Below are 21,814 nucleotides of genomic sequence, written 5' to 3'. Positions count from 1 at the left end.
CACCCGGCAACACCGCGGGCGTTGGCTTCTCGCCATGACCCGCACCGCCCACCGCGACGCCCACCGGCACATCGGCCGGCTCCCGGCGTACGGCTTCTACGGCGGCCCGCCGATCAGTCCCGACACCACGGCGCTGGAGACCGTGGCCGAGCTCGTCACGACCCTCGACGCCGAGGGCACGGAGCGGGCGCTGGTGCTGCCCAACTACGGCGTGCCGGACCCCGCGGTGGCCTTCGGGCTCAACCACCTCGCCCTCGAGGCGGCGCAGCGCGACGACCGCGTGCGCTGCGGCCTGTGGGTGAGCCCGCAGCAGAGCGACGCGGCGCGCAACGACGAGGCTCTCGCCCTGGCCCGCGAGGACGGCGTGGTCGCGCTCAAGACCAGCTTCCTGCTGGGCGGGGCGCCCGACGCCCCCGACTGCGCCGAGCAGCTCGACCGGATGTTCACCACCGCCGCCGAGCTCGACCTCGTCGTGCACGTGCACACCTCGCCGGGTGCCGCCTCCGACGTCGACCGGATCAGCCGTCTCGTGGAGGCCTACGGCGACGACACCAAGATCCACCTCGTGCACCTGGGCGGGGGCATGAGCGGCCACCTCAAGCTCGTCGGCGGCCTCTTCTTCGACTGGATCGAGGCCGGCAAGCAGGTCTACACCGACACCAGCTGGGCCATCGGCTTCGCGCCGGCCTGGCTGGCCCGGGAGATCGAGCGCCGCGGCGTGGGCCACGACCGGGTCCTCTTCGCCACCGACGCCCCCTGGGGCGACTTCGCCGGTGAGCACGCCCGCCTGGCCGCGGCGGCCGGCGACGGTGCGCTCGCCGACGCCTTCTTCCACGCCAACTTCGACGCCCTCTACGGCACCTGAGACCCCACAGCACCACCCGCACCACCACCACGCACCACCCCAGCCCCGCACCCCAACCGAGGAGCCGCACATGTCCGTGTTCGACGACGAGATCCTGGCCGCGATGGAGAAGTCCCGCTCGGAGATCCCCCACCCCAGCCAGGAGAAGGGCACCAACCTCTACGGCTCGACCAAGCTCTTCCCCGACTACCAGGCCAGCGAGGGACAGTCCTGGCTGACCCTGGTGCACGGCATCCCGCACGAGTCGTCGGTGTCGTTCGTGGCGGTCCTCCAGACCACCCGCGCGCTGCGCAAGGGCTTCGACGCCACCCTCTACTTCTACGGCCCCGGCGCCCTGGCCTGCGCCGACACCCGCGGCTTCCCCACCACCAGCGACGTCGCCTTCCCCGGCAACCAGAACATGAACGACGCCATCAAGACCTTCATCGCCGAGGGCGGCACGGTGCTGTGCTGCCGCTTCGGGATGGCCCTGCACGGCCAGCGCGAGGAGGACCTCATCGAGGGCGTGATCCCCTGCCACCCGCTCGACGTGCAGGACGCCGTCATCCACTTCGCCAACAAGGGCGCCATCATCAACTCCGTCTACAACCTCTGAGCGGCTGACGTCATGACGGCCGACACCCGCGTGGACGTGGCGATCCTGGGCATCCGCCTCGCCGACCCGTCCGACGCCCCGGTCGCGCGCCGCGCGGGCGCCGGCCCCAGCGACGACGGGCACCTGCTGCTCGACGGTGTGGGGGCGGCGGTGCCGCTCAACCCGCGCAGCCCCTACACCGTGAGCGGCGGCAAGCTGCTCCTCGACGGCGCCGACACCGGCATGGGCGTCGAGGCGGTGGCCCGCCCCCGCTTCTACAACCTCCGGACCGCCGACGGCGTCCCCTACGAGCAGATCGCGCGGCTGCACTCCAGCAACGTGCTGGCCACGACCGTCGTCCAGACCTGCGTGCGGTACGCCGAGGCCGAGCGCTGCCGCTTCTGCGCGATCGAGGAGTCGCTGCGCGCCGGCGCGACGGTCGCGGTCAAGACGCCCGCGCAGATCGCCGAGGTGGCCCGCGCCGCCCACGACCTCGACGGCATCACCCAGCTCGTGATGACCACCGGCACCAGCAACGGCCGCGACCGCGGGGCGACCCACCTGGCCCGCTGCGTGCGGGCGGTGCGCGAGGTGCTGCCCGACCTGCCGATCCAGGTGCAGTGCGAGCCGCCGGGCGACCTGGCCTCGCTCCAGGAGCTCCACGACGCCGGCGCCCGCTCCATCGGCATCCACGTGGAGTCCCTCGACGAGGCCGCCCGCCTCGCCTGGATGCCCGGCAAGGGCTCGGTGCCGCTCGCCGACTACCGCGCCGCCTGGGCCGAGGCCGTGCGCGTCTTCGGGTGGAACCAGGTCTCGACCTACCTCCTCGTCGGCCTCGGCGAGGACCCCGACGAGCTCGTCGCCGGGGCGGTGGAGCTCATCGAGATGGGCGTCTACCCCTTCGTCGTGCCCTTCCGCCCGCTGGCGGGCACGCTGGCCGTCGACGTCGACGGAGCCGTCGCCCCGAGGCCCGCCGACGTCTACCGGGTCACCACCGAGGTCGCGGCCGCGCTGCGCGCCCACGGCATGCTGGGCTGCGACCAGGCGGCGGGCTGCGCGGCCTGCGGGGCCTGCTCGGCGCTCGGCTCGTGCTCCTCGGCGGAGGCCGCGTCGTGACCGGCCTGGTCGACGAGGTGGTCCTCACCGGCGCCCGCCGGGCGGCTCCGAGCCTCGACGCCTTCGTCGTGGTGCGCGCCGGGGCCCGCGAGGTCGCGGCCTACCACGCGCTGCGCCGCGAGGTGTTCGTGCGCGAGCAGGGCCTCTTCGTCGGCTCCGACCGCGACGACGTCGACGACGACCCGCGCACCGTGGTGCTGGTCGCCGTCGCCACCCACCCCGACGCCGGCGGCGAGGTGCTGGGCGGCGTGCGGCTCCACCCCGCCACCGCCGGGCGCGACCTCGGCTGGTGGCGCGGCTCGCGGCTCGCGGTGGCCTCCGACGCCCGGCTGCTGCTGGGCGTCGGCGCCGCCCTGGTGCGCGCGGCCTGCGCCGCGGCCGAGGCCGCGGGCGCGCTGCGCTTCGACGCCACGGTGCAGGCGCAGAACGAGCCCCTCTTCCGCCGCCTCGGCTGGGTGCCGCGCGAGCGCACCCACCGGCACGGCCACCCCCACGTGGTCGTGGACTGGCCGATCGGGCGGGTGCAGCGGCTGGTCGACGCCACCAAGGCCGCCCTGGGCGGCCTGCTCGACGAGGTGTCGGCCGGGGTGCCGGCCGGGTTCCTGGGCGACGACGGCGCGCCCGTGCCCGGCTCCGACCTCGTCGCCGCCTGCGACGCCGTGCTCCCCTCCATGGTCGAGCGCGACCCGGAGTGGGCCGGCTGGTGCGCCGTGCTGGTGAACCTCAACGACCTCTCCGCCATGGGCGCCGCCCCCGTCGCGCTGCTCGACTCCCTCGGCGCCCGCGACGCCTCCTTCGCCCGCCGCGTCCTGCGCGGGCTCACCGACGCCAGCCGCGCCTGGGGCGTGCCGGTCGTCGGCGGGCACACCCAGCTCGGCGTGCCCGCCGCCCTGTCGGTGACCGCCCTGGGCCGCACCTCGCGCCCCGTCGCCGGCGGCGGCGCCGGCCCGGGGCAGACGCTGCGGGTCACCGCCGACCTCGGCGGCGGCTGGCGCCCGGGCTACACCGGGTCGCAGTGGGACTCCTCCAGCCACCGCACCGGCGCGCAGCTGCGGGCCCTGGCCGGGGTCGTGCCCGCGCTGCGGCCCACCGCGGCCAAGGACGTCAGCATGAGCGGCCTGGTCGGCACCACCGGCATGCTCGCCGAGGCCTCCGGCTGCCGGGCCGTGCTCGACGTCGCGGCCGTCCCGGCCCCCGAGGGGGCGGCGTACGGCGACTGGCTGACCTGCTTCCCCGGCTTCGCCATGGTCACCGCCGAGGCGGCACCGGCCCGCGCGGCGCTGCCCCCCTTCGTCACCTCCGCCGCCTGCGGCGAGCTCACCTCCGGCGCGGGCGTCGGCCTGCGCTGGCCCGACGGCGTCGTCACCGACGCCGTCACCTCCACCGTCACCGGAATGGGGTCCTCCCGATGAGCACCACACCCACCACGCCCGGCACGCCCGGCACGCCCGGCACGCCCGGCACGCTCACCGTCGGGGCCGTCAGCGCAGGCTTCGGGCGCGACCTCGACGACAACCTGCGCCAGGTCGGCGACCTGGTGGCGCGGGCCCGCGAGCGCGGCACGTCGCTGCTGGCGCTGCCCGAGGCCTGCCTGGGCGGCTACCTGTCGGTGCTCGGCTCGGGACGCGACGGCACGCACCCCGACGCCCCCGACTCGCTCCCACCCGTGCTCGACGCCGACGGACCCGAGCTGCGCCGCGTGGCCGCGCTCGCCCGCGAGATGACGCTCGTGGTCGGCTTCTGCGAGTCCGACGGCGGCCGACGCTTCAACAGCGCCGCGATCGTCTCCGGCGAGGGGGTGCTCGGCGTGCACCGCAAGGTGCACCAGCCCCTCGGCGAGAGTCTCTACTACGAGGCCGGCGACGTCTTCCGCGCCGTCGACACCGCCGTCGGGCGACTCGGCGCCCTCATCTGCTACGACAAGGCCTTCCCCGAGGCGGCCCGCGGCCTGGCCCTCGACGGCGCCGAGACCGTCGTGTGCATCTCGGCCTGGCCGGCCTCGCGCACAGCCACGGCCGGCGACCTGGCCGACGACCGCTGGAAGCGGCGCTTCGACCTCTTCGACCAGGCCCGGGCGCTGGAGAACCAGGTCCTCTGGGTGGCCTCCAACCAGGCCGGCACCTTCGGGTCGCTGCGCTTCGTCGGCTCGGCCAAGGTCGTCGGACCCGGCGGCGACGTGCTCGCCGCCACCGGCACCACCGAGGGCGTCGCCTACGCCCGGGTCGACGTCGAGGAGCTGCTCGGCACCGCCCGGCGCGCGATGTTCCACCTGCGCGACCGGCGCCCCGACCTCTACGTCGAGCACGAGCGGGTCGTGGCGCATGCCTGAGATGACGGTCTCGGTGCGCTGGCCCGACGGCAGCCTCCAGGACTGCTGGTCGCCCTCGCTGGTCATGCACGACCACCTCGCCCCCGGCGCCCGCTACACCGTCGCCGACTTCGCCCACCGCGCCACGACCGCGCTCGCCGAGGCCGGCGAGCGCGTGCGGCAGCGCTACGGCTTCGCCTGCACCTCGGCCGCCGCCAGCGCCGAGCTGGTGCGGCGCCGAGCCGCCGTGCACCGCCCCGACGACCTCGTCGAGGTCGTGCGGATGTGGCCCCCGCTGCCCGCCGCCGCACCCACCAGCCCCACGACCCCGGAGCGCCCATGACCACCGTGCACACCACCGTCGCCGTCGTCGGCGGCGGCCAGGCCGGGCTCGCGACGAGCTGGTGCCTGACCCGCGACGGGATCGACCACGTCGTGCTCGAGGCCGCCACGGCCGCCCACGAGTGGGCCGACACCCGCTGGGACAACTTCACCCTGGTCACCCCCAACTGGCACTGCCGCCTGCCGGGCTACGCCTACGACGGCCCCGACCCCGACGGGTTCATGACCCGCGACGAGGTCGTGGCCTGGCTCGGGGGCTACGCCGCCACCTTCGACCCGCCGCTGCGCGAGCACACACGGGTCACCGCCCTGCGCCAGGGCGAGCCCGGCGGCTTCGTGCTCGAGAGCACCGGCCCCGACGGGGAGACCACCTGGAGCGCGGAGCACGTGGTCGTGGCCACCGGGGGCTACCACGTGCCGATCGTGCCGCCCTGGGCCGCGGCGCTCGACCCGGGCCTCACCCAGCTGGAGTCGGCCCACTACAAGCGCGCGGCCGACCTGCCCGACGGCGGCGTGCTCGTCGTCGGCAGCGGCCAGTCCGGCACCCAGATCGCCGAGGACCTCCACCTCGAGGGCCGCCAGGTGCACCTCGCCCTCGGCGACGCCCCGCGGGTCGCGCGCACCTACCGCGGCCGCGACTGCATGACCTGGCTGGCCGACATGGGCCTCTACGACACCGCGGTCGCGCAGTACCCCGGAGGCCTCGCGGCCCGGGAGAAGACCAACCACTACGTCACGGGGCGCGACGGCGGCCGCGACCTCGACCTGCGCCTGCTGGCCTCGCAGGGCATGCGGCTCCACGGCCTGCTGGCCGGCGGCCGCGGCACACGCCTGGAGTTCCGCCCGACGCTGACCGCGGCGCTCGACGCCGCGGACGCGACCTACAACTCCATCTGCGCCGACATCGACCGCTGGATCGAGCGCGAGGGGATCGACGCCCCGCCGCCCTCGCGCTACTCCCCCGTGTGGACCCCCGACGCCGACCCGCTCGAGCTCGACCTGGCCGCGGCCGGCGTCACCAGCGTGGTGTGGGCCATCGGCTACCGCCCCGACTACCGGTGGGTCGGCGTCGGCGCCTTCGACGGCAGCGGGCGCCCCACCCACCACCGCGGTGTCACGGCGGTGCCGGGGCTGTCCTTCCTCGGCCTGCCCTGGCTGCACACGTGGGGCTCGGGGCGCTTCCTCGGGATCGCCCGCGACGCCGAGCACGTGGCGGCCACCATCCGCGAGTCCGTGGGGGCACGGCCACAGGTGCGCCGGGTCTCCTAGTGCCGGTCACCATCGGTGCCGTCGCCGCGCACTTCGGGCGCGACCTCGACCGCGCGCTGGCCAAGGTCGAGGGCATCGTCGTCGACGCGCGGGCGGCCGGCTGCGACGTCGTCGTGCTGCCCGACGCCGCCCTCGGCGGCTACCTCGACGACCTGCGCACCCCCTCCGGCCCGCCGCCCGCGCTGCTCCCCGACTCCGAGGAGCTGCGGCGGGTGGCCCGGATCGCCGGCGACACGGTGGTCTGCCTGGGGTACGCCGAGGCCGCCGACGACGGCAGCGGACGCATCTACAACGCCGCGGTCTGCCTCACCGGCGACGGCGTGCTCGGCCACCACCGCAAGGTGCACCTTCCGGCCGGCGAGTCGCGCGTCTACGCCCCCGGCGACACCTTCCGCGCCTTCGACACCCCGGTCGGTCGCCTGGGCCTGCTCATCGACTACGACAAGACCTTCCCCGAGGCGGCCCGCGCGATGGCGCTCGACGGCGCACGTGTCCTGGCCTGCCTCTCGGCCTGGCCCGCCTCGGTGACCGACCGCGCCGAGCGGCTCGTGCACGACCGGCAGGCCCGTCTCTTCGACCTCTACGACTGCGCCCGGGCCGCGGAGAACCAGGTCGTCTGGGCCTCCTCCAACCAGACCGGTTCCCTGGGCTCGCTGCGCTTCCTGGGTCAGGCCAAGGTGGTGGGCCCGGGCGGCGACGTGCTCGCGCGCACCTCGACCAAGGGCGGGCTGGCCGTCGCGACGGTCGACGTCGACGGCGAGGTCGCCCGGGCCCGCCGCACGCTGCACCACCTCGACGAGCTCAGCCGCTCGGCCTACGCCCCGGGGAGGCACCCGTGAGGATCGCCCTGCTGACCTACTCCACCAAGCCCCGCGGCGGGGTCGTGCACACCCTCGCGCTGGCCGAGGCGCTGGCGGGCCTCGACGGGCTCGACGTGCACCTGTGGACCCTCGGCCGCGGCGGTGACACCGCGTTCTTCCGCCCCGTCGACCCGGCGGTCACCGTGCACGCGGTGCCCTTCCCCGACCTCGGCGACGAGGTCGGCCCCCGCATCCTGCGCTCGATCGACACCCTCGACCGGGCCTTCGCCGCCGAGCGCGACGCCTACGACGTGGTCCACGCCCAGGACTGCATCAGCGCCAACGCCGCCATGCGCTCGGGGCCGTGCGTGCGCACCGTGCACCACCTCGACACCTTCACCACCCCCGAGCTGGTCTCCTGCCACGAGCGCGCCGTGGTCGAGCCGGTCGCGCGCGTCTGCGTCTCGGCCGCCGTCGCCGCGGAGGTCGAGGCCGGCTGGGGCCTGCCGGCCACCGTCATCGCCAACGGCGTCGACGCCGCCCGCTTCGAGGCCGGCGGGCGCGACACCGAGGGCCGCGCCCGCTGGCGACGGCGGTGCGGTCGCTACGTGCTGGCCCTCGGCGGCATCGAGCCCCGCAAGGGCACCCTCGACCTGCTCGAGGCCTACGCCCTGGCCCGGCGCGAGGTGCCCGACCTGCGCTTCGTGCTCGCCGGCGGCGAGACCCTCTTCGACTACCGCGACTACCGCGCCACCTTCGACCGCCGCGCGGCCGAGCTGGGCGTGGAGCCCGAGGTGCTCGGCGTGGTCGCCCACGACGCCCTGCCCTCCCTGGTCGCCGAGGCCGCCGCCCTGGGCTTCGTGTCCACCCAGGAGGGCTTCGGCCTGGCCCCGCTCGAGGCCCTCGCCGCCGGGGTGCCCGTCGTGGCGCGCGACCTGCCCGTGCTGCGGGAGGTGCTCGGCGACCACGTCGCGTACGCCGGCACCCCGGACGCGATCGCCGCCGCCCTGCTCGACGCCCTCGCCGCCCCGCCCGACCCCGCCCGCGGCCGGGCCCACAGCCACGGCTTCACCTGGCGGCGCGCCGCAGCGGAGCACCTCGCCTTCTACCGCGCGCTGGGCTGAGCCGCTCAGCGGCGCCGGGCCCGCACGACGGCGTCGTGCACCGCCACCTCCCGCCCGTCGGGCACGGTGACGGTGCGGCGCGACTCGGTGGCCGTGACCACCTCCCACCGCGCCGGGTCGAGCCGCGCCACGACGTCGGCGGCGCGCACCGAGGCCTCCGCCGGCGGTCCCGCCTCCTCGCCGTGCCCGTGCCCGTGCCCGTGACGGGAGCCGTGCTGGTGACCCTCGTCGTGGAGGTGACCGACCAGCAGCAGCGTGCCGCCGGGGGCGACCCAGCTCGCGAGACGGTCGTAGAAGTCCAGCTGCGGGGTGGCCGGGTGGGCGTAGTGGGTGGTGACGAGGTCGAAGCGCTCCTCGGGCTCCCAGACCGACAGGTCGGCCTCGACCCACCGGACCCGGTCGGCGACCCCGGCCGCGGCGGCCCGCTCGGCGGCCCGGGCGAGCGCGTCGGCGGCGATGTCGGCGCCGGTCACCCGCCAGCCGGCGCCGGCCAGCCACACCGCCTCCACCCCGGCGCCGCAGCCGGCCTCGAGCGCCGTGCCGGGCTCGAGGTCGCGGGTCCCGGCCACGAGGTGGGGGTGGGGCCCACCGGCGGCCATGGCCAGGGCGCGGTCGCCGCGCCAGACGCCCTCCCAGTAGTCCTTGTCGAACGCGTGCGTCACGGGTCTCCCTCCGTGGCCGCCACCGCGGCGGCCGTGGCTCCCGACGATGACGGTCCGGACCACGCCTGGCAATCTCTGTTGCCGAACGGCAAACTGGCCCGGTGACCCATCCCCGGGAGCAGGCCGACCGCACCCTCGACGCCGTGGGCCCGCGGCTGCGTGCCCTGCGCCAGCACCGCGGCCTCACGCTCGGTGAGCTCGCCGACGAGACCGGCGTCTCCACCAGCACGCTGTCGCGGCTCGAGTCGGGGCTGCGCCGCCCCACCCTCGAGCAGCTGCTGCCCCTGGCCCGCGCCCACGGGGTCACCCTCGACGAGCTCGTCGACGCCCCGGCCACCGGAGACCCCCGGGTGCACCTGCGCCCGGTGGCGACCGGTGACGGCGGCAGCGTGATCGCACTGACCCGACGCCCGGGAGGCATCCAGGCCTACAAGTTCGTCCTGCCCACCGGGCGCGACGACGCGCGCCCCACCCTGCGCACCCACGAGGGCCACGACTGGGCCTACGTGCTCGACGGCACGCTGCGCCTCGTGCTCGGCGAGCACGACCTGCGCCTGGGCCCCGGCGAGGCCGTGGAGTTCGACACCCGCACGCCGCACTGGTTCGGGGCGACCTCGGCCGGCCCGGTGGAGTTCCTCAGCCTCATCGGGCGCCAGGGCCAGCGCGCCCACCTGCGCGCGCCCTGAGCCGGGGACTCAGGGCCGCAGGTCGTGGGCGGGCTCGAGGCCGGAGTCGGGCAGCAGGTCGACCTCCTCCAGGGCGGCGCGCAGCTGCTCGGCGGCGTCGATGTTCAGCGGGCTGCTGACCCAGGCGGCGTAGGGCAGGTCGAGGAAGCGCTCCTCGCGCACCGCGGGCAGGTCGCGGGTCGCGGGGTTGGCCCGCAGCACGGCGACCTTCTGCTCGAAGCTCTGGCCGGGGTAGTCGACGAAGGCGATGTAGTCGGGCCGGGCGGCCGCCACCCGCTCCCAGGAGACGGTGGTCCAGGTGTCGGCGACGTCCTCGGTGGCGTTGCGGGCACCGGCCGCGTCGATGACGCCCTGCGGCCCGCCGTAGGAGCCGCTGGTGAAGGGCGAGGCGGTGCCGCTGTCGAAGAGGAACACGGTGGGCGTCTCCGCGGCCCGCGGCGCCTGCCGCAGCCGGGCCAGGCGCTCCTCGACGTCGGCGACCCGGGCGGCCGCGTCGTCCTCGTGCCCGGTGAGGCGGCCCAGCGCGGTCAGGTCGGTGCTCAGCGCGGTCCAGGGGTCGACGACGCCGCGGCTCTCGCCGTCGCCCTGGCGGCACGACTCGGTGAGGGTCCACGCCGCGATGCCGCGCTCGGCCAGCCCGTCGGGGGTCAGACCGGCGTCCTCGTCCCACCCGTAGCTCCAGCCGGCGACCATGAGGTCGGGGCGCTGGAGCAGGACGTTCTCGACCGTGGGGCGGTCCTCGCTGGCCACCGGGAGGTCGGCCACGACGTCCTCGCCGTAGACCCGGGCCAGGGCCTCGGCGTCGTCCTGGAGCCCGCTGATGCCGGCGACGGCGTCGGCCGCGCCCACGGCGAGCACCATCGCGATCATGCCGCCGTCGTAGACGTAGAGGCGCTCGGCCGGGTCGGGGTAGGCGCGCTCCTCCCCGCAGTTCTCGAGCACGAGCGAGGCGCCGGTCGCGCCCGGCGAGCCCGCCGCCGGGCCGGTCGCGGGGCCGGCACCGCACGACGTCGTCAGGGCCAGGACCGCCACGGCGGCGAGCGCGGAGACGGGGCGGACGGCGAGGAGACGGACCGGGAGGGGACGGACGGGGAGGGGACGGTGCACGGAGGACCTGCCTTCGGGAGGGAGGAGCGACGGGAGGGCGGCGGGAGGGCGGTGGGCCGACGCGGCGGAGCCGGGTCAGCGCAGGTGGCGGCCGGGGCCGACGACGAGGTGGTGGCGACCCCGCGGGTCGCTGAGGTGGGCGGCGTCGACGCCGAAGACCCGGGCGACGACGTCGGGGGTGAGCACGTCGTGCGGTGCACCCGCGGCGTGGACCCGGCCCTCGTGGAGCACGACCACCTGGTCGGCGTGGGCCGCGGCGAGCGCGAGGTCGTGCAGCGCGGTCAGCACGGTGCGCCCGGAGGCGCGCAGCAGCGCGAGCAGCGCCACCTGGTGGCTCACGTCGAGGTGGTTGGTCGGCTCGTCGAGCACGAGCAGCTCGCAGTCCTGCACCAGGCCGCGGGCCAGGCAGACCCGCCGCCGCTCGCCGCCCGAGAGCTGGGCGCAGGGCCGGTCGAGGGCGGCGTCGAGCCCGACCTCGGCGAGGGCGGCGCGGGCGTGGGGCCGGTCGCCGTCGCCGCGCGCCCACGGCCGGTGGTGGGGCAGGCGCCCCAGCGCCACGAACTCCCCCGCGGTCATGTCGGCCGGCGGGCTCTCCTCCTGCGCCACGAACGCCACGACCTGCGCCCGGCGGCGCGCCGGCAGGTCGTGGACCTCGCGGTCGCCGACCAGCACCGCCCCGGTCTCGGGGCGCGTCAGGCCCGCCAGCGTGCGCAGCAGCGTCGTCTTCCCCGAGCCGTTGACGCCGAGCACGGCGGTGGTGCTGCCGGGTGCCAGGTCGAGGTCGACACCGCGCAGCACGACGCGCCCGCCGACCGCGCACGACAGCGCCCGGGCCGTCAGGGCCGGTGCGGGCCGGCCGCTCACGCCCCGCCCCCGAAGTGGTAGCGCCGGCGCCCGAGCAGCAGCAGGAAGACCGGCGCGCCCACGAGGCCGGTGACCACGCTCAGCGGGATCTCCTGCGGGCTCACGACGGTGCGGGCGACCACGTCGACCCACACCAGGAAGACCGCGCCACCGAGCGCGGCCACCGGGAGCATCGCCCGGTGGCCGCCGCCGACGACCAGGCGCGCCAGGTGGGGCACGACGAGGCCGACGAAGCCGATGCCCCCCGAGACCGCCACCAGCACCCCGACGAGGGCGGAGGTGAGGACGAAGAGCGCGACCCGCAGCGCGGCGACCGGCACGCCGACCGCGGCGGCGGTGTCGTCGCCGGTGGCCAGCGCGTCGAGCCAGCCGTGCACGCCGACGACGAGCACCGCCGCCACCAGCACCGCCGCCGCGGGCGCCACCAGCTGCGCCCACGTCGCGCCCGCGAGCGAGCCGAGCAGCCAGAAGAGCACCGACTCGGTCGCGCGGGGCTCCTCGCCGAGGAAGACCATGAGGCTGGAGACCGACGAGAAGGCCGACGACATCACCACCCCGGTCAGCACCAGCCGCAGCGGGGTCAGGCCGCCCTGGGCCAGCGAGACCCCGAAGACGAGCACCGCCGCGCCGAGCGCCCCGAGCAGGGCGCCCACCGACAGCGCCCACGCCCCGAGCGCGGCGAGCGCACCGAATGCGATGACCGCCGTCGCCCCGACGCCGGCACCCGCCGAGACCCCGAGCAGGTAGGGGTCGGCCAGCGGGTTGCGCACCAGGGTCTGCATCGCCGTGCCGGCCAGCGCGAGCCCGGCGCCGACCACCGCCGCCATCAGCACGCGCGGGGCGCGCAGCTCCCAGACGATGACGTCGAGCACCGGGTCGGGGCCCGGGCGCCCGTGCAGCACGCGCTCGCGCACCACGTCGACGACCCCGCCCACCGGCAGCCGCTCCGAGCCCAGCGCGAGGGCCACCACGAGCGAGACGGCCAGGGCCGCCAGCAGGCCCAGGTGCAGCGCGAGCCGCGGGCCGCGTCGTACGCCGGGCGGGGGCGGGTCGGCGGCGCGCGCGGGCGCGGTCGGCGGGGCGGGACGGGTCACGGCCACAGCGGGGTCTCGCATCTGTCGGGGACCCGAGTCGCGCGGGCCGGCATCGGTCAGGCGAGCCAGCCGGTCTTCGGACTCGAGTTCGTCCCGGTGGGACACCTTCCCAGGCCACGGGCCCAGTGGTGCGTCGTCCCACCAGTCACTCTCACCGCTGCGCGTCAGCTCCGGATTCTCACCGGATTCCCGCACATCGTCAGATGTGTTCTGGCTCGCGGCGAAGTTAGCACGCCGTGGTCGCCCCCGGCGCCGCGCTCACCGGGCCCGGGCGGTCGAGGCCGCGGCGGTGCAGACGGTGTAGCCGAGCTCCCGCGCGGCCGCCTCGACCCGCGCGCGGGTGGAGGCGCTGACCCGGGGCGAGCCGGCGAGGGCGCGCGAGACGGTGGCGGGCGAGACCCCCGCGCGGGCCGCGACGTCGGCCATCGTGGCCGCCCCGGGGCCGGAGCCGCGGCCCGCTCCGTGCGCCAGGTCGGCGGCCGGGGCGAAGCGCTCGTAGCCCACCTGTCGGGCGACGGCGCGCACGTGGTCGCGGGTCGCGGCGCCGACGCCCGGGGCGTCGTTGAGCGCCCGGGAGACCGAGGCCACCGAGACCCGCGCCTCCCGGGCCACGTCGGCCACGGTGACCCGCGCGGGCACGGCTCAGGCCCGGCCGGGGGTGGGGCCGCCGAGGAGCTTGGCCAGCCACTCCAGCTGGGCCGCCTCCTGGTGGAACTGCCCGCCCTCGTGGTCGTTCCACGGGTAGACGACCAGCTCGCTGGGGCCGCCGTAGGTGTTGCGGGCCGCGTGCACGGTGGAGGGCGGGCAGACGGTGTCCATCAGCGCCACCGACATCAGCGCGGGCGCGCTCGCGCGGCGCCCCAGCACCGCCGCGTCGAAGTGGGCGAGCGTGGCGAAGGCGCGGTCGGCGGCGTCGCGGTGGGAGGCGAGGAACGCCGCCACCTCGAGGTAGGGGCCGGTCGAGGCGATGGCCACCCCGCGCGGCATGTCGCACAGGAAGGGCACGTCGGCGAGCACGCCGGCCAGCCCGTCGTGCAGGCCCGAGACGGCCAGCGCGATGCCGCCGCCCTGGCTGACGCCGGCGACGACGACCCGGTCGCGGTCGACGCCCGGCAGCGCGACGCCGGCGTCGACCGCCAGCACCGCGTCGGTGAAGAGCCGGCGGTAGTAGTGCCGGGCCGGGTCCTCCAGGCCCCGCGTCATGAAGCCCCCGAGGTACGACGGTCCGTGCCCGTGGGGGTCGGGGGTGTCGCCGACCCAGCCGCCGCCGGAGCCCTGGCCGCGGCTGTCGACGTCGAGGGTGGCGTAGCCCGCCAGCGTCCAGTGCGGCACCTGGTGGGGCAGGCCGCGGCCGCCGGTGTAGCCCTGGTAGCGGATGACCAGCGGGAGGTCGCCGCCCACCCCGGCGGGGCGGCGGTACCACGCCCGCACGGGCTCGCCGTCGTAGCCGCTGAGGGTCACGTCGCTCACCTCGACCAGGGGCAGGCGGGCGTCGACGGGCTCCACCCGGGGAGCGCGGGCACGCGCTCGGGAGGCCTGGAGGGTCTCCTCCCAGAAGGCGGCGAGGCCGGTGGGCTCGGTGACGCTGCCGCGGTAGGCGGCGAGCTCGGCGGCGGGAAGGTCGTACTGGGGCACGGTGGTCCTCGAGGGGTCGGGAACGGGCGCGGACGGGCGTGGACGGGAGGGGCGCGCAGCGGCGGGCGGTCAGCCCTTGACGGCGCCCTGGAGCAGCGCGCGGGAGAACTGGCGCTGGAAGAGCACGAAGACCGCGACGGTGGGCGCCAGGATGAGCAGGGAGCCGGCGGAGAGCAGCACGATGTCGGTGCCGTACTGGCCCTGGAAGGCGCCGAGCGCGCCGGCCATCGTGCGCTTGCTGGGGTCGCTGACCAGGACGATGGCGAGGATGAACTGGTTCCAGGTCCACAGGAAGAGCAGGATCGCCAGCGACGACAGGGCCGGCACGGCCAGCGGCAGGTGGATGTGGCGGAAGGTGCGCCAGGCCCCGGCGCCGTCGACGTAGGCCGCCTCGGAGAGCTCGACCGGCACGGTGAGGAAGTGCGCCCGCATCCAGAAGACCGCGAAGGGCATGTAGAGCGCGATGAGCGGCAGCACGAGCGCGGCGCGGGTGTTGAGCAGCCCGAGCGCCTCGATCTGGTAGTAGAGCGGCGTGATGAGCGACTCGAACGGGATGGTGAGCCCGAGCACGAAGAGCAGGAAGATCCACGACGCGCCGGGCACCTTGAGCGAGGCCAGCCCGTAGCCGGCCAGGCTGGCAAGCACCAGCGCAGCGGGCACGACGCCGGCCACGATGAGCATGCTCGAGACCAGCAGCGGGGTGAGGTCGGCGACGCGGTAGGCGTCGACGAAGTTGTGCCACTGCGGGTCGGCGGGCCAGCTGAGCCCGGTGGGGATGCTGCCCTGCGGCTGGAGCGCGGTGAGCAACAGGCTGGCGAAGGGCACGAGGGTCAGCACCATGAAGACGACGAGGAGGCCCCGTCCGGCGAGGTCGGCGCGGCGGGTCGCGGTCACTGGTCGGCCCTCTGGGTCAGTCGCTGGACGGGGACGATCGTGACGAGCACCAGCACCATGAGCACGACGGCCATGGCCGAGGCCCGCCCGATCTCGCGCTCGGTGAAGGCGAGGCGGTAGATCTCCACCCCGGGCACCATCGTGGAGCGGCCGGGACCGCCCTGGGTCGAGATGTAGATGATGTCGAAGCTGGCCAGCGCCGCGATCATCGTGACCGTGACGCAGACGCCCAGCTCGCGGCGCAGACCGGGCAGGGTGACGTGGCGCAGCTCGCTGAGCCGCCCGGCCCCGTCGATGCGGGCCGCCTCGTACAGCGAGGGGTCGATCTTGCTGATGCCGGTGAGCAGCAGCAGGGTGCACAGGCCGAGCATCACCCAGGAGCCGATGAGCCCCACCGCGGGCAGCGCGGTCTCGAAGTCGGCCAGCCAGGGCCGGGCGACGTCGCCGAGCCCGATCGCGCGCAGCACCTCGTTGGCGATGCCGTCGCTGGAGTAGACCCAGTCCCACACGATGCCGGCGGCCACCAGCGGGATGACCTGCGGGATGAAGAGCACGGTGCGCGAGACGGTCGCGAAGGGACCCGGTCGCAGCCCGTGCATCAGCGAGGCGGCGACCAGGCCGAGCACGACGGGCACGACGGTGAAGAACAGGATCAGCTCGAAGGCGTGCAGCAGCGTCTCGAGCTGGTCGGGGTCGGTGAGCACCCGGCGGTAGTTCTCCGCACCCACCCACGTGGCGGGGCCGATGCCGTTCCAGTCGTAGAGGGAGTACTGCACCGAGGTGCCGAGCGGGAAGAGCACGAAGTAGCCGTAGAAGGCCAGGGCCGGCGCGACGAAGGCCAGGTGGCCCCACCGGCGCAGGCCGCCGGGGCGGGGACCGCGCCGGGGTGCGCGGCCCGTGGCGGCCGGGGAGGTCAGGGCCTCCCCAGCCGCCACGGGAGCTGCGGAGACGCTCACGACGACAGCTCGTCCTCGTAGGTCGCCTGGAGCGCCGGGGGGACGTCGGCGCCGCTGGTGCGGCCGTCGAGGAGCGACTGGAGCTCCGGGCGGATCGAGTTGGCGTAGATGCCGGAGGTGGCGTTGGCGATGAAGTCCACCAGCACCCCCGACTCCCCGATGGTCTGGGCGCCGGCGAGGGTCTGGGCGATCAGCGAGTCGGGGTCGACCTCGGGCAGCGGCAGCGAGGCGGGCCCGCCGGGGGCGGCACCGCCCTGCTCGACGACGATCTCGCGGGCGGTCTCGTCGGTGTGGACCCAGTTCAGGAAGTAGGCCATCTCGTCGGCGTGCTCGGCCTTGGCCGGGATCGCGTAGGTGTTGGGGGCGCCCATCGCGACCGGGGCGTTGCCCTCCTCGACGGGGGGCATGAGGAAGAAGCCGACGTCCTCGCCCATCGAGGAGTCGAGGTTGGCCGACTCCCAGTCGCCGTTGAACATGAACAGGCCCTCGCCGTCGACGAAGCGGCCCATCATCGTGGTGTAGTCGAGGCTGTTGGCGTCGGAGGGGAAGTAGCCCTCCTCGGCCCAGCGCCCGACGTAGTCGGCCGCCTCGACGGCGGCCGGGGTGTCGATGGTGGCGCCGGGCTTCTGGTAGGTCCACGCGGCCACCTCGGCCGGGTCGCCCATCTGGTTCAGCAGGGCCTGGAACGGGAAGGCCACGCCGCCGATGTCGTTGAACTGCACGATCGGCTGCTCGCCGGCGGCCTTGGCCTCGGCCATGGCGTCCTCGAGCTCGTCGATGGTGGCCGGCGGCTCCTCGAGCCCGATCTCCTCGGCGATGCGGGTGTTGTAGTAGACGCCCGTCACCGAGTAGCCCACGCCCATGGCGTAGAGCGAGCCGCTGCCGCGGGTGCCGTCGTCGTCGACCCGGAGCTGCTCGAGCTGCGACTCGGGGAACTCGTCCCAGCCGAAGGCGTCGTAGTAGGGGTCGAGGTCGAGCAGCAGCCCGTCCTTGGCCGCGTCGACGATCGTGGGCAGGCGGATGAGGTCGGGGGCGTCGTCGCTGGCCATGACGCGCGGGGCGTTCTCGGTCAGCGCGGCGAACTGGTCGCTGCGGATGTCGAAGGTGATGTTGGGGTGCTGGCGGGTGAACTCCTCGCTCAGCTCCTCGACCAGCGGGAAGCCGGTCTCGAGGTAGAGGTCCAGGGTCACGTCCTCGTCGGTGAGCTCGGTGCCCACCTCGCGGTCGGGGTCCTGGGTCGCGGTCTCGTTGCCCGACCCCGGCGCGCCGCAGCCGGCCACGGCCAGCACGGAGAGGGTCGCCACGAGGCCGGTGAGCCGGGCGGGGAAGCGGACGGTCGTCCTGGTCACGGGTGCTCCTTCGATCGGGGTGCCGCGGGTGGGACCCGAGTCCGCGACGGCGCCAACCTAAGTGGCGTCCGTCACGCGCGTCAACAACTTCTTGTAAAGCACTTTTATGGAACGATCCAGCCGCTGCGCGGACCCTCGCTGGCCGCTCCGAGGACGCGGCGCCCCGTCACGGTGCGGCGGTCGAGGCCCGCTGCACCAGCGAGCAGTCGAGCACCGAGGTCTGGCGCTGCGGGGCGGCTCCCCCGGCGACGGCCGCCGCCATCGCCTGCAGCAGGAGCCGTACGGCGACCTCCCCGGACTCCTCGAAGGGCTGGTGCACCGTGGACAGGTCGGCGGCGTCGGCGACCGGCCCGTCGTCGAAGCCGAGCACGCTCACGTCGTCGGGCACGCGCAGCGCGAGCGCCCGCGCGGCCCGCACGACGCCGAGCGCGAGGTCGTCGAAGTGGGCCATCACCGCCGTCGGCCGCCCGCCCGGTCCGCCGGCCAGCATCCCGGCCGCGACCTGCTCCGCGGCCGCCGCGGTGCCGAGGCAGGAGACCACCTCGAGGGTGGCCCCGGGCACCTCGGCCACCGCCTCGCGGAAGCCCCCGAGCCGACGTCGCGCCTGCGACTCGTACTCCGCCTCCTGCCGCTCCAGCACGTAGCCGAGCCGGCGGTGGCCGAGGTCGAGCAGGTGCTGCGCGGCGGTGCGACCTGCGCCGAAGTCGTCGATGGTCACCACGCTGAAGGCGCCGCTGTCGGCGTCGACCACGACCACCGGCACCCCGTGGGCCAGCAGCCGCTCCTCGACGACCTGCTCGATCGAGGAGCCCATGACGATCAGCCCGTCGACCGCACCGCGCACGGGGATGCTCGCCAGCAGCGGGGTCGCGGCCGTGGCCGCCGACTCGTGGTCGAAGACCCCGACCTCCAGCTGCTGGCCGGAGGCGCCGCGGAGGATCCCGGTGAGCCGCTGGAGGTAGGACGGGTAGGCGGTGAAGGGAGCGACGACCCCGATCCGCCCGACCCGCTTGCGGGCCAGGTGCGCCGCGCTCGACTTCGGCACGTAGCCCAGCTCGTCGGCGACCGCGAGGACCCGCTCGCGGGTGGGCCTCGCCACCCGCTCGGGCTTGTTGAGCACGTTGGACACCGTCGAGATGCTCACCGCGGCCTCGCGGGCGACGTCGTAGATCGTCGCGGCGCGACGGGGGGGCCCCGGCATGGGGGGAGGCTACACACCGCCGACCCCCCGGCGTGATCCAGATCATCCCGGCCGCGCGTGACGATCGCGCAGGTCGGTGCGACTACCTGGTGTTCGCATCCACGAACGACCCACCACACCGAGGAGGAACCATCATGGGTATCGCTGACAAGGCCAAGAACGCCGCTGAGGACGCTCTCGGCAAGGCCAAGGAGGTCGTCGGGGACGTCACCGGCAACGACTCGCTGAAGGCGGAGGGCAAGGCCGACCAGGCCAAGGCCTCGGCCAAGAAGACCGGCGAGGACGTCAAGGACGTCTTCAAGGGCTGACCCGGGCCCCAGGCCCCCGGGGGCCGGTCGACGACCGGCGCGCCGCGTGACGCTCCCCCGCACCGCACTCCTCACGCCCAGCAGGCGGCTCTCCCGCGACCGGTCCGCGTCGTGCGAGGGCCGCCTGTCGCGCCCCGGACCGCCGGGGCGCCACCCACCCACCGACCGACGCCACCGCGCGTCACGACCAGGAGGCACGACCCGATGTCCCGCTCGACCACCACCCCGGCCCGCCCGCGCACCTCTCCCGCACCGGCGCCGCCGCCGCTGCCCGTGCGCCTGGCCGCCGAGACCGTCGGCACCTTCTGGCTCGTGCTGGCCGGTTGCGGCACCGCCGTCCTGGCCGGTGACGAGGTCGGCTACCTCGGCGTCGCGCTGGCCTTCGGCCTGGCCGTGCTGACCATGGCCTACGCCGTGGGTCACGTCTCGGGCGGCCACTTCAACCCCGCCGTCAGCCTGGGCCTCGCCGTCGCCCGCCGCTTCGCGTGGCGCGACGTGCCGGCCTACGTCGGCGCCCAGCTGGTCGGAGCGAGCGTCGCGGGCGGCCTGCTCTACGTCATCGCCTCGGGCCGCGAGGGCTTCACCACCGCCGACGGCTTCGCCACCAACGGCTACGGCGACCTGTCGCCGGCCGGCTACACCCTGCTCGCCGCCGCGGTCACCGAGGTCGTGCTCACCGCCGTCTTCGTCTTCGTCATCCTCGGCGTCACCGACCGGCGCGCGCCCGCCGGCTTCGGCCCCCTGGCCATCGGCCTCACCCTGACGCTGGTGCACCTGGTCTCGATCCCGGTGACCAACACCTCGGTCAACCCCGCCCGCACCCTGGGCGTGGCCTGGTTCGACACCGCCGCCCTCGGCCAGTCGTGGCTCTTCGTCGTCGCGCCCCTCGTCGGGGCCGCGCTGGCCGGTCTCGCCTATGCCGGCGCCACCGGCGACCGCCACGCCGGGGTCGACATCGAGGGCGACGCGCGGCACTGACCCGACCGCGGCCCGGCGCGCTGAGCGGATTTACGCTGTAAGTCCCTGCGTGCGCTCCAGGATGGAGCCAGGGCCGCCTCAACCGGAACGAACGGCAAGGACACCCGTGGACGACCTGCACCACCTCCTCGACCGGCTGCGCGCGGAGCGCCGCGCCGACCCGGGCGCGGCGCGCTGCTGGCAGGACCACCTGCAGCGGCTGGCCCACGACCTGCGCCGCGTCGCGCTGGCCCGCCCGGAGGCCTTCGCCGCCCTGGCGACGGCCCCCGCGGCGGCGCCGGGGCTGCGCCCGCCGCTGGGCGACGTCGACTGGGTCGAGGAGGTGCTGGTCGTGCTCGTCGACGGCGGGTTCGACGACGCGGCCGCGGTGGCGGCGTACCGTGCGTTCGTGACCTGCGTGCTCGGCCACCTGCTGCTCGAGGCCTCGCTGCACGCAGGTGGCCCCGACTCCCCCGGGGCGCCCGGCGACCCCGCGGCCCGGGGTCGCCGCCCCGTGCTCGACCGCCTCGGCGCCAGCCTGGCCGAGGACCACGAGGCCGACGAGGTCGACGACGCCCTCGAGGCCGTCCTGGCCCGGATGGAGGCCCTGCGTGCCGAGCACTGAGACCCGCCCCGAGCACACCGAGGACGAGGGCCTGGTCTCCCGGGTCGACCGCTTCCAGCAGCGCCACAAGGCCGTGGGCCTGCCCCTGGCGGTGGTCTACAAGTACGTCGACGACGCGGGCGGCAGCCTGTCGGCGCAGATCACCTACTACGCCTTCGTCTCGCTCTTCCCGCTGCTGCTCCTGGCCTCGACGATCCTCGGCTTCGTGCTCGTCGGCCACCCCGACCTCCAGGAGCGGCTGCTCGACTCCGCGCTGGCGCAGCTGCCGGCGGTCGGTGACGACCTCCAGCGCCCCGAGGGCCTCGGCGGCGGCGTGACCGGCATCGTCGTCGGTCTCGGCGGCGCGCTCTACGGCGCGATGGGCGTGGGCCAGGCGGTGCAGAACGCCGTCAACAACGCCTGGACCGTGCCGCGCAACCAGCGTCCCAACCCCATCGCCGCCCGCGGCCGCAGCCTGGTGCTGCTCGGCGTGATCGGGGCCGACGTGCTCGCCACCACGGCCGTCGCCGGGATCGTGGGCGCGATCGACGTGCTCGGCCCGCTCTCGTCGGTGGCGATCCTCGTCGGCACCCTGCTCATCCACGCCGCCGCCTTCTCCTTCGTCTTCCGCTTCGCCACGACCCGTGAGCTGGAGCGGCGCGACGTCCTGCCCGGGGCCTGCGTGGCGGCAGTGGCCTGGCTCGGGCTCCAGTACGCCGGGGTCGCGCTGGTCGGCGCTTCGAGCGGCGGCGCCAGCGCCACCAACGGCGTCTTCGCCGTCGTGCTGGGTCTGCTCGGCTTCCTCTACCTCACCAGCGTGATGCTGGTGCTCTGCCTGGAGCTCAACGTCGTGCTCGTCGACCGCCTCCACCCGCGCACCCTGCTGACGCCCTTCACCGACAACGTCACCCTCACCGAGGGCGACGTGCGCTCCTACACCGACCTGGCCAAGGCCCAGCAGCTCAAGGGCTTCCAGCGCGTCGAGGTGGGCTTCGCCACCGAGCACCTGCCCGACGACCTCGCCGAGGACCTCGGCGACGACAGGTCCTCCGGGCCCGGCTAGGTTCCGGGGGCCACCCCACCGCCGCCCAGGAGGCCG

Annotated in this window: 24 protein-coding genes and 1 riboswitch; of the genes, 14 read left to right on the top strand and 10 right to left on the bottom strand. The window is 75.5% G+C overall.

Annotated elements, in window-relative coordinates; translation table 11 throughout:
• Positions 1–34: 34 nt before the first annotated feature.
• The 9 genes from ASF47_RS00965 (at position 35) to ASF47_RS00925 (ending at position 8,398) form a co-directional block, all read left to right on the top strand.
• A complete protein-coding gene (locus ASF47_RS00965) occupies positions 35–865 on the top strand; it encodes an amidohydrolase family protein (protein ID WP_056862167.1) in 831 nt (276 codons plus the stop codon).
• A 70-nt stretch (positions 866–935) separates the two neighbouring features.
• A complete protein-coding gene (locus ASF47_RS00960; RefSeq protein WP_056862166.1) occupies positions 936–1,460 on the top strand; it encodes an MSMEG_0572/Sll0783 family nitrogen starvation response protein in 525 nt (174 codons plus the stop codon).
• Between the two features lie 12 nt (positions 1,461–1,472).
• Entirely contained in the window at positions 1,473–2,555 is a 1,083-nt protein-coding gene (locus ASF47_RS00955; protein WP_056862165.1) for an MSMEG_0568 family radical SAM protein, read from the top strand.
• Positions 2,552–3,967 (top strand): MSMEG_0567/sll0787 family protein, encoded by a 1,416-nt coding sequence (locus ASF47_RS00950; RefSeq protein WP_200918910.1) that lies wholly within the window; start codon positions 2,552–2,554, stop codon positions 3,965–3,967. Before ASF47_RS00955 ends, ASF47_RS00950 begins: the two co-directional genes overlap by 4 nt.
• Positions 3,964–4,884, top strand: a complete 921-nt coding sequence (locus ASF47_RS00945; protein ID WP_056862164.1) for a carbon-nitrogen hydrolase family protein — start codon at positions 3,964–3,966, stop codon at positions 4,882–4,884. Before ASF47_RS00950 ends, ASF47_RS00945 begins: the two co-directional genes overlap by 4 nt.
• Positions 4,877–5,206, top strand: a complete 330-nt coding sequence (locus ASF47_RS00940) for an MSMEG_0570 family nitrogen starvation response protein (protein WP_056862163.1) — start codon at positions 4,877–4,879, stop codon at positions 5,204–5,206. Before ASF47_RS00945 ends, ASF47_RS00940 begins: the two co-directional genes overlap by 8 nt.
• Complete coding sequence (locus tag ASF47_RS00935) at positions 5,203–6,474, top strand: MSMEG_0569 family flavin-dependent oxidoreductase (RefSeq protein WP_056862855.1); 1,272 nt, start codon at positions 5,203–5,205, stop codon at positions 6,472–6,474. Before ASF47_RS00940 ends, ASF47_RS00935 begins: the two co-directional genes overlap by 4 nt.
• The gene (locus ASF47_RS00930; RefSeq protein ID WP_056862162.1) at positions 6,474–7,313 is read left to right on the top strand and encodes a carbon-nitrogen hydrolase family protein; all 840 of its coding nucleotides are present in this window, start codon (positions 6,474–6,476) and stop codon (positions 7,311–7,313) included. Before ASF47_RS00935 ends, ASF47_RS00930 begins: the two co-directional genes overlap by 1 nt.
• On the top strand, positions 7,310–8,398 hold the full coding sequence (locus ASF47_RS00925; protein ID WP_056862161.1) for an MSMEG_0565 family glycosyltransferase: 1,089 nt from the start codon (positions 7,310–7,312) through the stop codon (positions 8,396–8,398). Before ASF47_RS00930 ends, ASF47_RS00925 begins: the two co-directional genes overlap by 4 nt.
• A gap of 5 nt (positions 8,399–8,403) precedes the next feature.
• On the opposite strand, the gene ASF47_RS00920 is transcribed toward ASF47_RS00925, so the two are convergent.
• Entirely contained in the window at positions 8,404–9,060 is a 657-nt protein-coding gene (locus ASF47_RS00920) for a class I SAM-dependent methyltransferase (RefSeq protein WP_056862160.1), read from the bottom strand.
• Positions 9,061–9,161: 101 nt separating this feature from the next.
• Between ASF47_RS00920 and ASF47_RS00915 the strand changes: the two genes are divergently transcribed.
• Positions 9,162–9,746 carry a helix-turn-helix domain-containing protein gene (locus tag ASF47_RS00915; RefSeq protein ID WP_082499878.1) on the top strand — a complete coding sequence of 195 codons (585 nt, stop codon included), beginning with the start codon at positions 9,162–9,164 and terminating at the stop codon, positions 9,744–9,746.
• 9 nt (positions 9,747–9,755) lie between these two features.
• Here the strand turns inward: ASF47_RS00915 and ASF47_RS00910 are convergent, their stop codons facing one another.
• From ASF47_RS00910 to ASF47_RS00870, 9 genes are all read right to left on the bottom strand, one after another.
• Complete coding sequence (locus tag ASF47_RS00910; protein WP_200918909.1) at positions 9,756–10,853, bottom strand: ABC transporter substrate-binding protein; 1,098 nt, start codon at positions 10,851–10,853, stop codon at positions 9,756–9,758.
• Between the two features lie 75 nt (positions 10,854–10,928).
• A complete protein-coding gene (locus ASF47_RS00905; protein WP_082499877.1) occupies positions 10,929–11,717 on the bottom strand; it encodes an ABC transporter ATP-binding protein in 789 nt (262 codons plus the stop codon).
• Positions 11,714–12,727, bottom strand: a complete 1,014-nt coding sequence (locus ASF47_RS00900; protein ID WP_056862852.1) for a FecCD family ABC transporter permease — start codon at positions 12,725–12,727, stop codon at positions 11,714–11,716. The genes ASF47_RS00905 and ASF47_RS00900 overlap by 4 nt, the downstream gene beginning before the upstream one ends.
• 134 nt (positions 12,728–12,861) lie before the next feature.
• A riboswitch (cobalamin riboswitch) is annotated at positions 12,862–13,041 on the bottom strand.
• 28 nt (positions 13,042–13,069) lie between these two features.
• Positions 13,070–13,423 (bottom strand): helix-turn-helix domain-containing protein, encoded by a 354-nt coding sequence (locus ASF47_RS21605; RefSeq protein WP_200918908.1) that lies wholly within the window; start codon positions 13,421–13,423, stop codon positions 13,070–13,072.
• 30 nt (positions 13,424–13,453) lie between these two features.
• Positions 13,454–14,446 (bottom strand): acetylxylan esterase, encoded by a 993-nt coding sequence (locus ASF47_RS00890; RefSeq protein ID WP_056862157.1) that lies wholly within the window; start codon positions 14,444–14,446, stop codon positions 13,454–13,456.
• Positions 14,447–14,515: 69 nt separating this feature from the next.
• Positions 14,516–15,340, bottom strand: a complete 825-nt coding sequence (locus tag ASF47_RS00885; protein WP_228941392.1) for a carbohydrate ABC transporter permease — start codon at positions 15,338–15,340, stop codon at positions 14,516–14,518.
• Entirely contained in the window at positions 15,337–16,296 is a 960-nt protein-coding gene (locus ASF47_RS00880; RefSeq protein WP_200918907.1) for a carbohydrate ABC transporter permease, read from the bottom strand. Before ASF47_RS00880 ends, ASF47_RS00885 begins: the two co-directional genes overlap by 4 nt.
• A complete protein-coding gene (locus ASF47_RS00875; protein WP_056862156.1) occupies positions 16,293–17,645 on the bottom strand; it encodes an ABC transporter substrate-binding protein in 1,353 nt (450 codons plus the stop codon). The genes ASF47_RS00880 and ASF47_RS00875 overlap by 4 nt, the downstream gene beginning before the upstream one ends.
• A 166-nt stretch (positions 17,646–17,811) precedes the next feature.
• Positions 17,812–18,846, bottom strand: a complete 1,035-nt coding sequence (locus tag ASF47_RS00870; protein WP_056862155.1) for a LacI family DNA-binding transcriptional regulator — start codon at positions 18,844–18,846, stop codon at positions 17,812–17,814.
• Between the two features lie 134 nt (positions 18,847–18,980).
• Between ASF47_RS00870 and ASF47_RS20435 the strand changes: the two genes are divergently transcribed.
• From ASF47_RS20435 to ASF47_RS00855, 4 genes are all read left to right on the top strand, one after another.
• Positions 18,981–19,154 carry a CsbD family protein gene (locus ASF47_RS20435; protein ID WP_082499875.1) on the top strand — a complete coding sequence of 58 codons (174 nt, stop codon included), beginning with the start codon at positions 18,981–18,983 and terminating at the stop codon, positions 19,152–19,154.
• 204 nt (positions 19,155–19,358) lie between these two features.
• Positions 19,359–20,132, top strand: a complete 774-nt coding sequence (gene aqpZ / locus ASF47_RS00865) for an aquaporin Z (protein WP_056862154.1) — start codon at positions 19,359–19,361, stop codon at positions 20,130–20,132.
• A gap of 106 nt (positions 20,133–20,238) precedes the next feature.
• Complete coding sequence (locus ASF47_RS00860) at positions 20,239–20,736, top strand: TetR/AcrR family transcriptional regulator C-terminal domain-containing protein (protein WP_056862153.1); 498 nt, start codon at positions 20,239–20,241, stop codon at positions 20,734–20,736.
• Positions 20,723–21,778, top strand: a complete 1,056-nt coding sequence (locus ASF47_RS00855) for a YihY/virulence factor BrkB family protein (RefSeq protein WP_200918906.1) — start codon at positions 20,723–20,725, stop codon at positions 21,776–21,778. The genes ASF47_RS00860 and ASF47_RS00855 overlap by 14 nt, the downstream gene beginning before the upstream one ends.
• The last annotated feature ends 36 nt before the right edge of the window (positions 21,779–21,814 follow it).

The organism is Nocardioides sp. Leaf285, from assembly GCF_001422955.1.
Classification (GTDB): Bacteria; Actinomycetota; Actinomycetes; order Propionibacteriales; family Nocardioidaceae; genus Nocardioides; species Nocardioides kribbensis.
Note: the sequence above shows the minus strand (reverse complement) of the source record. Positions and strands in the feature narration are given on the sequence as shown.

What these genes read in the sequence shown, in the direction of transcription:
- ASF47_RS00965 (WP_056862167.1), top strand. Translation starts at nt 35, where the DNA reads ATGACCCGCACCGCCCACCGCGACGCCCACCGGCACATCGGCCGGCTC.
- ASF47_RS00960 (WP_056862166.1), top strand. Translation starts at nt 936, where the DNA reads ATGTCCGTGTTCGACGACGAGATCCTGGCCGCGATGGAGAAGTCCCGC.
- ASF47_RS00955 (WP_056862165.1), top strand. Translation starts at nt 1,473, where the DNA reads ATGACGGCCGACACCCGCGTGGACGTGGCGATCCTGGGCATCCGCCTC.
- ASF47_RS00945 (WP_056862164.1), top strand. Translation starts at nt 3,964, where the DNA reads ATGAGCACCACACCCACCACGCCCGGCACGCCCGGCACGCCCGGCACG.
- ASF47_RS00940 (WP_056862163.1), top strand. Translation starts at nt 4,877, where the DNA reads ATGCCTGAGATGACGGTCTCGGTGCGCTGGCCCGACGGCAGCCTCCAG.
- ASF47_RS00935 (WP_056862855.1), top strand. Translation starts at nt 5,203, where the DNA reads ATGACCACCGTGCACACCACCGTCGCCGTCGTCGGCGGCGGCCAGGCC.
- ASF47_RS00870 (WP_056862155.1), bottom strand. Translation starts at nt 18,846, where the DNA reads ATGCCGGGGCCCCCCCGTCGCGCCGCGACGATCTACGACGTCGCCCGC.
- ASF47_RS20435 (WP_082499875.1), top strand. Translation starts at nt 18,981, where the DNA reads ATGGGTATCGCTGACAAGGCCAAGAACGCCGCTGAGGACGCTCTCGGC.
- aqpZ (WP_056862154.1), top strand. Translation starts at nt 19,359, where the DNA reads ATGTCCCGCTCGACCACCACCCCGGCCCGCCCGCGCACCTCTCCCGCA.